Below are 11309 nucleotides of genomic sequence, written 5' to 3' on the forward strand. Positions count from 1 at the left end.
TTTTCCTGTCTTTTTGGCTGTTCGGGAGGCATGACCGTTTCGCCGCCGGTGGACCCGACGCCTGCTCCGGCCCCTGCCAAAGCCGTCCCTTCCTATGTTCCCATATCCGAGGAAAAGGCCGAGATTCTCTCTGAGGACCTTTCGTTTGGTTCTCAGGGCCTTGAGTCATGGGAGGCCATGAAGCCCGGCCTTGAGGACAGTCTTGGATATATCCTTGACCGCCCCGAGAATGCTGTCTGCGTTCGTCGTCCCGGACTGACCCTCACCTGGGGGCAGCTCGGAGACAGCGTGGCGGAACTGCTGGCGTTGCTGCCTCGGCTCGAAGGCGAGCCGGAGCTGGTCGGCGAACGGTTCCAGTGGCTCAAGGTGGCGCCGGGGACTCTCCTGACTGGGTACTACGAGCCGTGGCTGGAGGCTTCCCTGACGCGTCAGGGGCCGTTCCAGTATCCGCTCTATGGCGTGCCCGACGACCTGCGGGTCATCGACCTGGGCGCGTTTCACCGCCGATGGAAGGGGCAGTCGCTCGTCTATAGGATGGGTGAGAAGGGCATCAAGCCGTATCATGACCGGGAAGCCATAGACGGGGAGGGCGCCCTGGATGGCGAAGGCAGCGAGATCGCCTGGGCCAAGGACCCGGTGGACGTGTTTTTTCTCCAGATTCAAGGGTCCGGACGTCTGGTCCTGCCGGATGGAAGGGTCAAGCACATCCTGTATGGCGGGCGAAATGGCCGCCGGTATGTCTCGCTGGGCAAGGTATTGATCAAGAAGGGGTATGTGCCCCGTGACGAGATGTCCATGCAGCGCATCAGGCAGTTCCTCGATGCCAACCCGGAAAAGGCCAGGGAACTGATGTTCCGCAATCCGAGCTACGTTTTCTTCAGGCTGTCGGATAAGGGGCCGTACGGGGCCATGGGCTCCATCCTTACTCCCCGGTTGAGCGTGGCCGTCGACAGGAACATGATTCCGCTGGGTGGTGTCTGCGTACTCAAGACCGCTCTTCAGGATTCCGGGAGAGGGGACGCCGAGGACTTTCTTTCCCTGGTGCTTGCCCAGGACACGGGCGGGGCCATCCAGGGGACGCGAATGGACCTGTTTTGCGGCTCCGGAGAAAAGGCGGAGTTGCTGGCCGGGCACCTGCAGGAGGATTCCGAGGTCTTTCTGCTGGTCAGCCGCCGGGTCATGGAACCCGCGCTAAACAAAGGATAAGCCGTTCCGTTGCCGACAATTGTTCGGCCATATCGAAATCAAGAGGACAGCAATGCAATATGTCGCGCTCTTCCATAAGGAAAAGAAAGGGTATGGAGTGACCTTTCCGGATTTCCCGGAATGCACTACTTTTGGCGAGGACCTGGATGAGGCCGTTGATCAGGCGCATGAAGCCCTGGCCCTATACCTCGAGTATTTTTTGGAAAATGGCGGGACATTACCCGACCCCACCCCCAAGAAATCCCTGTTGGCGCTTCCGGAGAACAACGAGAGTAAGGCCATCAACATAGCCGTGCAGGGTGACGGGTCGGACTTCGAAGAGTTCGAAGTGACCATGCACGCCCATCTGCTTTCGCGAATTGAGAAGTACTGTACCCTCTATGGTGTGTCTCCGGCGGATTTTTTTGCCGTGGCCTCGCGTGAGGCTATCCGGAACGACGTCTTTTCCGAGTAGAATCCACTTTTTTGTATCTTTCTTCTGCGCGCCGGCGGCTTTTTAAGTCGCCGGGCAAATCGTTACGCTCAAATCCTTTTTTTTCTCTTTCTTTCTGGGAAAATAGCTCAAATTACAAATTTGTAAACAAATAGAGTGCCTACAGGGTTGCGGCCATCGGGGTTTTAGTCTACGTTCATCTGCCGGGCTACACAGTACATATGCGGCTGTTCTGGCGGGAATGTTTCCCTGCTGATTGCAAAAATGTGAATAATGTGTGGAGGGAGCCTCGTCTTCAAGGCGATCATTCGTCAAAACGAATGAGAATGCGAGGGATTTCCTGCCCGGGAAGGAACGCGCGCCAGGGATATCCGCTGTGACATCGAAGGTTGTTCGACGTTTTTCGCAACAATGTCGCAAAAGGTTCCGGCCGCCGATTAACTTCTAACTGTGGAGTGACTTGAAACAATGTGTCGTTTATTTGCGCTCACAAGCCGCGACCCGGTTTCACCCATGCTCGCCATCGACGCCCTCAATGTAATGAAGGAAGGGCATGACGGATCGGGTGTCGGGTTGTACCTCAGCGGTCTTGGCGGCCCCTTTGAAGACCTGAAAGAGTATCCTGTCCTCTCGGGCATTTTCACCGACGCCGGTCTACGGCGTCTTTCCGAATACATGACGGAGAAGGGCTTCAGTTCCAAGTATTCCGTCATGTTCAAGCCGGACACCGAACCGCCGGTGGGCACTCCCAAGCGTGGCACCTACGCGTCCATTGCCTATGAATTGCCTCCCGAATGGAAGGACCTGGACAAGGACGACCTCGGTGAGCGGCTGGTGAAGACTCGCCTGGAACTCCGGGCCGAGGGTGAGCAGACCGGCGACATCATGGTTTTTTCCTTCTGGCCTGATACCATCATGATTAAGGAAGTGGGCGACCCCATGGCCATCGGAGAGTACCTCCAGTTGGGACGCGAAGAGATTCATGCCCGCCACATTCTGGCCCAGGGCAGGCAGAACACCAACTACGCCATTAATCTCTACGCCTGCCACCCCTTCTTCATCGAGGGTATCGGCACCATGACCAACGGCGAGAACACCGCCTTCATACCTATCAAGGAATACCTCCAGTCCCGTGGTGTCACCGGATACCAGGGCTACCAGTCGGATTCCGAGGTGTTCACCCACATCGCTCACTTCACCACCAAGAAGCTGGGGCTCGACATCTCCGCCTACAAGCACGTCATCACCCCTATGAATGACGATGAGATGAAGGACCACCAGGACCGGGAATTCCTCTCCAGCCTGAAGAAGGCCTGCCGCAAGCTGATCATCGACGGCCCCAACTGCGTGATCGGTTGCCTGGAGAACGGAACCATGTTCATGGCTCAGGACCGCAAGAAGCTGCGCCCAGGCGTGGTCGGCGGCAATCCCGAGCTCGGCATGTACGCATTCTCCTCGGAGATATGCGGACTGAATGCTGCCATTCCCGATCGTGACAAAAGTCAAGATTTCCAACCTATGCATCTCGATACGGCCATCGTAGGACCCGATTGCCGGGAGGTTGTCAAATGCTCTCAGAAAGACCCATTACTCCTTCAACGCTAAGCCGCAAGGACTTGCCCTGGCAGGTCAAGTGGGACATCCAGACCTGCACCAAGTGCGGGCGGTGCACCTCTGTCTGTCCGGTCAACGCCATCGAGCTCGGCGTCTTCCGCAAGCGGGAGATAAAGACGTCCATGGGCTTGAACGCCAAGCCTGTGAACGAGTTCTCCACCTTCTACGGCATCCGTCAGCGCACGGACCCGGCCTACGCCTGTATCGGCTGCGCCATGTGCAACATGGTCTGTCCCAACAACGCCATCGAGCCGGTTCGCCAGGAACATTCGACCACGCTCCAGTTCCAGAACAACCGCGGTGGCCAGTCCCGGACCCGTGGCGGACGCCGGAACAGCGGCGAATCCCTGCTGGATCAGCTCAAGTTCATCCGCATCTCCATGCTCACCGACCCGGCCCTGGACGCCGGGCGTCATGAGTTCGATGTGCGGACGTTGCTCGGGCGCGTGCTTTCGCCCGAGAACGAAATCAAGTGTTTCAACGAGAACGGCTGGAAGCCGCCGGTCCGCGAGATTTATCCGCTGGTCATCGGCTCCATGTCTTTTGGCGCGCTTTCCCCGAACATGTGGGAAGGTCTCCAGATGGGCGTGGCGTATCTCAACGAGGAATTGAACATGCCGGTGCGCATGTGCACGGGTGAGGGCGGTTGCCCCCCGCGCCTGTTGCGTTCCCGCTTCCTCAAGTACGTCATCCTCCAGATCGCGTCCGGGTACTTTGGCTGGGATGAAATCATTCACGCCATTCCCGAGATGAAGGTCGACCCCTGCGCCATCGAGATCAAGTACGGCCAGGGCGCCAAGCCCGGCGACGGCGGCTTGCTCATGTGGTACAAGGTGAACAAGCTCATCGCAGCCATCCGCGGCGTGCCCCAGGGCGTTTCCCTGCCCAGCCCGCCCACCCACCAGACCAAGTACTCCATCGAGGAGGCCGTGGCCAAGATGATCCAGTCCATGTCCATGGCCTGGGGATTCCGTGTGCCTGTCTACCCGAAGATCTCCGCTTCCTCGACCTCTCTGGCGGTGCTCAACAACCTCGTGCGCAATCCGTACGCCGCAGGCCTGGCCATCGACGGCGAGGATGGCGGCACGGGCGCGGCGTACAATGTGTCCATGAACCACATGGGCCATCCCATCGCCTCCAACCTGCGTGACTGCTACAAGGCGCTGTGCGTCTCCGGCGCGCAGAACGAGATCCCGCTCATCGCGGGCGGCGGCATCGGCAAGAACGGCAACCTGGCCGCCAACGCCGCTGCGCTGATCATGCTCGGCGCCTCCATGGTCCAGGTCGGCAAGTACGTGATGCAGGCCGGCGCCGGTTGCCTCGGCAGCGAAAAGGATCGCTGCAACGTGTGCAACATCGGTGTCTGTCCCAAGGGCATCACCTCCCAGGACCCGAGAATCTACCGTCGCCTCGACCCGGAAAAGGTCGCCGAGCGCGTGGTCGATTTCTACCTGAGCTTCGACACGGAACTGCGCAAGGTCATTGCGCCGTTGGGCCGCTCCACTTCGCTGCCCATCGGCATGTCCGACGCCCTGGGCGTCAGCGACAAGCACGTGGCTGACCGTCTTGACATCAAGTACGTGATATAACTCGAAGCTTCTGGAGTATCGGAGTAGAAAATGGCTAAGAAAATACATCGAATAGACGGTCACGAGGACGGCGTTCGCATCGAGTCGCGCATCCTCGAAGAGCGTATCCAGGCCGCCGTCCGCAGTGGCGCGCGTAAGCTCGAGATCGACGCCATGGGCCAACACGGCATCGGCGGCAGGCTCTGGATTTCCAAGGAAGAACCCATCTCGGTTACCATTACCGGTTCGCCGGGCCAGCGTGTGGGTTCCAAGGGGTTCCCCGGCACCACCATCGAAGTTATGGGCCCGGTGTCCGACGACGTCGGCTGGCTCAATGCCGGTTCCGAGATAGTGGTCCACGGCAACGCCAGCAACGGTGCCTGCAACGCCATGGCTCAGGGCAAGGTCTTCATCGCGGGCAACATCGGCTCGCGCGGTATGACCATGACCAAGACCAACCCGCGTTTCGAAGCGCCCGAGCTTTGGATTTTGGGCTCGGTGGGTGATTATTTTGCCGAGTTCATGGCTGGCGGCACCGCCGTGGTTTGCGGCCATGAGGCCCAGAATCCGAGTAACGTGCTCGGCTACCGCCCCTGCGTAGGCATGGTCGGCGGCCGTATCTTCGTGCGCGGTCCCATCGACGGCTTCTCCCAGACCGATGCGGTCATGGAGCCCATCGACGACGCCACGTGGGAATGGCTGACTGCCAATTTGGCGGAATACCTTAAAAAAATCAAACGTATCCGGTTGCTCAAGCGGCTCACCAAGCGTGAGGAATGGCAGCTTATCCGGGCTAAGACTCCTTTTGAGAAAAAGGGCAAAACCCGTCGCGCCATGGGCGATTTCCGGACCAATGTCTGGGACGCCGAGCTGGGCAAGGGCGGCATGATCGGCGATTTGACCGATCTGGACCGTTCCCCCATTCCGCTTGTCGTGCACGGCGATCTGCGCCGCAGTGTTCCCGTATGGGAAAACCGCAAGTACATGGCTCCGTGCCAGGCCTCCTGCCCCACGGGCATTCCCGTGCAGCAGCGATGGCAACTGGTACGTGACGGCCTGATGGATGAGGCCATGGACCTCGCCCTGGCCTACACGCCTTTCCCGGCCACTGTATGCGGCTATCTTTGCCCCAACCTGTGTATGGAGGGCTGCACCCGGCCCACCCGTCAGGGCATGGCTCCGGTGGATATCACCAAGCTGGGCAGGGAAGGCTATAAATCCAAGGCTCCCAAGCTGCCGGAATTGTCCGGCAAGCGTGTTGCCGTCATCGGCGGCGGCCCCGCCGGGCTCTCCGTGGCCTGGCAGATCCGCATGAAGGGACACGAGGCCGTGGTCTACGATACGGCCGAGACCCTGGGCGGCAAAATCACCTCCTCCATTCCCAACACCCGCGTGCCCAAGGACGTGGTCGAGGCCGAGGTGAAGCGCGCTGCCGAGGTGCTGCCGCACATTCACCTGCAGCAGGAGCTCAAGACCGAGGAATTCGAGGCGCTCAAGGACGAATACGATTACATCGTGCTCGCCTGTGGTGCCCAGAAGCCTCGCGTCATCCCGGTGCCCGGCCATGAGCGCATCTATCCGGCCCTGACGTTCCTCAAGGACGCCAAGAAGGGCAAGGCCAAGATCGGCAAGAAGGTTGTCATCATCGGTGCAGGTAACGTGGGCTGCGACGTGGCCACCGTAGCCGCTAGCGTCGGTGCCGAGGACATCACTCTCATTGACATCCAGGAACCCGCTTCCTTCGGCAAGGAACGAAAGGAAGCCGAGGCCGTGGGCGCCAAGTTCAAGTGGCCCTGCTTCACCAAGGAAGTTACGGACAAGGGCGTCGAGCTCCAGTCCGGCGAACTGCTGGAAGCGGATACGGTTATCATGTCCATCGGCGACGCCCCGGACGTGGACTTCCTGCCTTCCAACATCGCCCTGGATCGTGGTCATGTGGTTGTCAACGACGACTACCAGACCACCGATTCCCGGATCTTCGCCATCGGCGACATTGTTCGTCCCGGCCTGTTGACCCATGCCATCGGCCATGGCCGTCGCGCCGCTGAAGTCATCGACGATCTGTTCAACAACAGGCGTCCCCTGTCCGACACTCGCGACATGATCGACTACGCACGCATGACCCTCGAATACTTCGACCCGCGCGTCATCGAATTCAGTGACGCCAACCAGTGCGGTTCCGAGTGTTCTTCCTGCGGTTCCTGCCGTGACTGCTACATCTGCGACACGGTATGTCCGCAAGCGGCCATCATTCGCAAAGAACTGCCCGATGGCGGCTTCGAGCGTGTGGTGGATGCGGACAAGTGCATTGCCTGCGGCTTCTGCGCCAATTCCTGCCCTTGTGGCATTTGGGATATGAAGACTCCCGCGCCGCTGGAATAGGTTCGGCATCTAGACGAAAAAACAGGGCGGCGAGGTGTTCCTCGTCGCCCTTTTTTTGCGGATTGATAGCGGACTCGGCTTACAGGTGGCCCTTGTAGCGGTATTGCTTCTGACCATGCTCTGTGATGCGGTCGTATTCCTGCTGCTCCTTTTGGAGTTGGCGGTTGATATAGCTGGCTCTTGCCTTGATGGTCTGCCATGCGGTTTCGCAATTTAGGTCAGTGAGAGAGAGCAGGGTGCGGTCAAGCTCTTTGGCCCATTTCCTGGAGATGGCACCATGGATTTCTTCGTGGATGGTGTAATGCTTGATGATGTCTCGCCACCACAGGCGCGTGTTGGTCGATTGGTGTTGGGCCAGGCGGGGATACTTGTAGGTCAGGTTGAGAAAAACGGTTACCTTGTCCACCCCGCAACGTCCGCCTTGCTGCTTCAGCCGGATCTGGTACTTCAGATCTGTTTGGGTGAAGGCCGGGACAAAGGAGCCGGCTTGCTTGTAGGGGGCGCGTCGCTGCAGGTTCCTGAGAATCTCGGTTCTGGTAACGCCGGCGATGGAGTAGTAGTCCTTGATTTCTTCCTCGACCACCTCGGCAAAGGCCGGCGTGGCAAACAGGATGAGCAAGAGTAAAATGGAAATACGCTTCATGCATGAAGCATAGCCGGAGTTGTCGCGTCAGGCAAGAAAAGGCGTAGGGGGAGGCTGTCAGGGAGCCGGAACAGATGGCGGCACGACGCCGAAGGCGTGCGTTGTGTCGTCCGGGACGGGCTCCAGGCCCTGGTTGCGCAGCGCCAGTTCTTCACGTGCGATATGTCGCGCCGACTCACAGTAAAAGAAATCCGGCTTGCAGATGAGGTCGGCCAGGGCCGTGATGCGGGTCTGCGGCGGGATGGCGTAGCGGGCCACATCAGCCTCGAAGCCGGTGGCCGAAAACCGCCAAAGCTTGTCCGCGTCTCGGGTCAAGCCGTCGTTTTGCGAAAGGAATCCGGGTCTGGTGTCGTGCCCGGATATGATTTCGACGATCTCTTCAGTGAGCCTTGCGGGATAACCTTGGGCAGACAGGATGGTCGCCGCGATCTCAGCTCCAGCCTCCTCGTGACGGAGCCGGACGGCCCGTTTGTTTTCGGCTGTGGCGGTGGACGCAAAGATGGACATGCGTTCCTCCCTGCTCAGGCTGCTCCACCCTGTATCGTGCAGGATGATGGCCGGGATGACCACATCTGCGTCACCTTGTTCCAGTTCGAGCAACCGGATCGCGTAGGCGAGCGTTACTTCTGCGTGCCCTTCGTCGTCCCTCTTCGCCTGGAAGGGCAGGGCGGCGACCCAGATGCGTTGGTGAATGGATTTCATGCTCAGGCGGTTGTGTCCGGTTGTGCTGTGATAGCGAGGTTTCCTGTTGAGAGGGACAAGGACGGATTAGGCGCGCTTGCCTCAAAATGTCAATGGTCCACTTTCCGCTTCATGACTTTGTTGCCATCCGGAACCAGCACCGGCTTACTCTCCGAAAGAGTATGATTTTTCTTGACGAGTCACATCGGCAGGCCTACCATTTGTTGAACAAGCAACAATATAATGTAACAGGTTGATATTATGGAAGGATTTCTATTAACGTTCTATACTCAACAGAATCGTATGCATGGTGATCTTCAGGTCGCCAACTGGATTCTTGAAGAGGCGCGGCAACTGGGTATTCGAGGCGCGACATTGGCTACGGCCAGGGAGGGCTTCGGCCATGACGGCCGTTTTCATTCGGAGAATTATTTCGATTTGGAGGATCGCCCCCAACAGGTAGTCATGGCTGTCACCGAAGACGAATGCAATCATCTTCTCGGCAGATTGGAAGAAAACGGGCCGCGAGTCTTCTATACCAAGTCCAGAATCGAATTCGGATTCACAGGGGAGCCTGGCGCAAGCTGATTCCCTTTGCCTTTTATCACTTCATGCCGGATCTTCCGGTTGATTTTTTGCCTTATCTCACCTCACGCCTATGCGGCGTTTCAAGGAAGCAATTATGATTGGACCGATAGTCAATGCGACGGCGTTGCTCGCAGGCAGCGTTGTCGGGGCCTTGCTTGGCCCGAAACTGAATAACAACCTGCGTACCTCCCTACCCCTGGTTTTCGGCTGTACCTCCATGGGCATCGGGATGGTCATGATCATCAAGGTCAAATTCCTCGCTCCGGTGGTACTGGCCATTGTAGTGGGAACCGTGCTGGGCGAACTCATCCGCTTCGAGGCGGGCATCCAGAAGTTGGCAGGAAAGGCTCGTACCCTGATTGAAAAGCTCACCACTCCGGCTGAGGGGATTTCCCAGGAGGAGTTCCTGGACAAGTTCGTGGCACTGCTGGTGCTCTTCAGCATGAGCGGTATGGGCATTTATGGTTCCATGACCGAAGGTATGACCGGCGATCCGACCCTGCTAATCGTCAAAGCCATCCTTGATTTCTTCACTGCGCCGATTTTCGCCTCCACCATGGGCTTCACCGTCGGCATCCTGGTTATCCCACAGATAATAGTGCAGGGGCTTCTTTACCTGAGCGCTTCTCTGATCATTCCCCTGATCTCACCGGATATGCTCGCCGACTTCTCCTGCTGCGGCGGCATTATTCTTCTGGCTACGGGATTCCGTATCTGCGGCATCAAGCAGTTCCCCATAGCCAATATGCTGCCTGCGTTGCTGCTGGTCATGCCTTTGTCCCAAGCCTGGGCTCATTTTCTGGGTTAGGTATGACGGGCGGACCTCCCTGGGCTTCCATGGGGAGATTGTTCCCCATGGCCGCCAAAGGGGCATAACAACGCCACGCATATTGCTGTGAGGAAGGCTCCTGCCAGGTTCATGAACAGGAATATACCTGTCATCTTCCAGCCGAAATAGCCGACCAGCACCGGAACGAGAACCGGTTTGATCGATCTTGCGCACATGAAGTTGGCAACGTTGAAGGATGAGGCCCCCTTGTCCTTGAGGCTCTTGAACAGGGGATACCAGGCATAGATCGGGCCCATGGAAAGGATGCCTGCCACTGTGGACAGAAGTACGCCCTTTGGACCGGATTCCCTGCCGAGCAGCCGCGAGGCCAGGGACGGGGACAGGTAGCGGTTGAGCAGTATCATCATGGGTAGGGCCACGCAGAAGGGCAGCCACAGTTGGGTGAATATCCGGCCGCAGGCGCGCAGGGCGTCGGCGGTCATGTCCGGATCAACGAGAAAGGCCACGCCGTAAAGCGCGGCGCAGGCCAGGGGGAAAAACCATGGTTTGAGCACCCGGAGCGGTTTGGAGGAGCGGGTGGACTGACTCACAGCACCCCTCTCATCCATGAGCCCATGGCAAAAGACAGCAGGACGGCCATGATGAATCCGATCAGGTTGCGCACCACTGCGAATCGCATGCCGAGGCTCTCGGCCTCCATCGGCAGTTGAACCAGGCCTACGGTAACCCAGGCCATCATCAGGGCCAGGGGGCCGGTCAGATTCACGCCCGCCTTGAGCAGACTCTCGCCGATGACGTAACTGTTGACCGGATTGCCAACCAGTATACTGCCCAGAACTCCACCCCAAAGGGCATCCAGGAAGGGCTTGTCAGGAAACAGGGAAAGCATCCCCTCTTGGCTGACGAATCCTTTAAGCAGCCCAAGTAGCAAAATGATGCCGATAAGACGCGGCAGCAGGGCGTGAAACTGGCGCAGCCCCTTTTTCGCGGCCTCTGGCCATCGGTTCGGCGGCTCCTGAGATTCCGGTTTGTTTTGCTCCTGTGATGGATCGGCCTCCAGGTATTCTCTTACGGCCTGTTCCACATTGCCGGTAACGCCCGTGACCACCTCAATGCCCAGTTTCTCCAGGCCGGCGGCAATATGCGGGGCCACATGGCCCGCCAGCATCACCTTGGCGCCGGCTTCCACCGCAAGCGACATCACTGCGATCCCGGCTCCGGGTCCTTTCTCGGAAGGGGGCGTCAATACTTCGAAAGACATGTCTTCCGATTCCACAACTACCAGGTGGACGGCAGCGCCGAGCGTGTTGCTCACATTTCCGTTGAGATAGGGCTTGTTACTTGGGAGGGCGATTTTCACGAAATCCTCCTGCCTGCCTTACCCGTGAGCGTGTCGAGCCGCTT

Annotated in this window: 11 protein-coding genes; 7 read left to right on the forward strand and 4 right to left on the reverse strand. The window is 58.6% G+C overall.

All coding sequences use genetic code 11. The annotated features are described in order from the left end of the window. Positions 1-30 precede the first annotated feature (30 nt). The 5 genes from mltA (at position 31) to GM415_RS12440 (ending at position 7203) form a co-directional block, all read left to right on the forward strand. Positions 31-1206: a murein transglycosylase A gene (mltA, locus tag GM415_RS12420; protein WP_242012238.1), complete on the forward strand. Its 1176-nt coding sequence runs from the start codon at positions 31-33 to the stop codon at positions 1204-1206. Between the two features lie 52 nt (positions 1207-1258). Further along, positions 1259-1660 carry a type II toxin-antitoxin system HicB family antitoxin gene (locus GM415_RS12425; RefSeq protein WP_158948647.1) on the forward strand — a complete coding sequence of 134 codons (402 nt, stop codon included), beginning with the start codon at positions 1259-1261 and terminating at the stop codon, positions 1658-1660. A 447-nt stretch (positions 1661-2107) separates the two neighbouring features. Further along, positions 2108-3244 (forward strand): class II glutamine amidotransferase domain-containing protein, encoded by a 1137-nt coding sequence (locus GM415_RS12430; protein ID WP_158948649.1) that lies wholly within the window; start codon positions 2108-2110, stop codon positions 3242-3244. Further along, positions 3208-4842 carry a glutamate synthase-related protein gene (locus GM415_RS12435; protein WP_158948651.1) on the forward strand — a complete coding sequence of 545 codons (1635 nt, stop codon included), beginning with the start codon at positions 3208-3210 and terminating at the stop codon, positions 4840-4842. Before GM415_RS12430 ends, GM415_RS12435 begins: the two co-directional genes overlap by 37 nt. A gap of 30 nt (positions 4843-4872) precedes the next feature. After that, positions 4873-7203: an FAD-dependent oxidoreductase gene (locus tag GM415_RS12440; protein WP_158948653.1), complete on the forward strand. Its 2331-nt coding sequence runs from the start codon at positions 4873-4875 to the stop codon at positions 7201-7203. A gap of 79 nt (positions 7204-7282) precedes the next feature. Here GM415_RS12440 and GM415_RS12445 read toward each other — a convergent pair whose 3' ends face one another. Further along, positions 7283-7846, reverse strand: coding sequence for a DUF922 domain-containing protein (locus GM415_RS12445; RefSeq protein WP_158948655.1), 564 nt, complete (start codon positions 7844-7846; stop codon positions 7283-7285). 57 nt (positions 7847-7903) lie between these two features. Continuing rightward, entirely contained in the window at positions 7904-8548 is a 645-nt protein-coding gene (locus GM415_RS12450; protein WP_158948657.1) for an HD domain-containing protein, read from the reverse strand. Between the two features lie 240 nt (positions 8549-8788). Here GM415_RS12450 and GM415_RS12455 point away from each other — a divergent pair, with 240 nt between their 5' ends. Together GM415_RS12455 and GM415_RS12460 are read left to right on the forward strand one after the other, a co-directional pair. Next, positions 8789-9115, forward strand: coding sequence for a DUF190 domain-containing protein (locus GM415_RS12455; RefSeq protein ID WP_158948659.1), 327 nt, complete (start codon positions 8789-8791; stop codon positions 9113-9115). 94 nt (positions 9116-9209) lie between these two features. Then, on the forward strand, positions 9210-9923 hold the full coding sequence (locus GM415_RS12460) for a DUF554 domain-containing protein (RefSeq protein WP_199244295.1): 714 nt from the start codon (positions 9210-9212) through the stop codon (positions 9921-9923). Here GM415_RS12460 and GM415_RS12465 read toward each other — a convergent pair. Both GM415_RS12465 and GM415_RS12470 read right to left on the reverse strand, forming a co-directional pair. Next, positions 9920-10495 carry a hypothetical protein gene (locus GM415_RS12465; protein WP_158948661.1) on the reverse strand — a complete coding sequence of 192 codons (576 nt, stop codon included), beginning with the start codon at positions 10493-10495 and terminating at the stop codon, positions 9920-9922. The two genes, GM415_RS12460 and GM415_RS12465, sit on opposite strands and share 4 nt — an antisense overlap. Continuing rightward, entirely contained in the window at positions 10492-11265 is a 774-nt protein-coding gene (locus GM415_RS12470; protein WP_158948663.1) for a NifB/NifX family molybdenum-iron cluster-binding protein, read from the reverse strand. Before GM415_RS12470 ends, GM415_RS12465 begins: the two co-directional genes overlap by 4 nt. Positions 11266-11309 lie beyond the last annotated feature (44 nt).

Origin of the sequence: Pseudodesulfovibrio cashew (genome assembly GCF_009762795.1) — a bacterium.
Classification (GTDB): Bacteria; Desulfobacterota; Desulfovibrionia; order Desulfovibrionales; family Desulfovibrionaceae; genus Pseudodesulfovibrio; species Pseudodesulfovibrio cashew.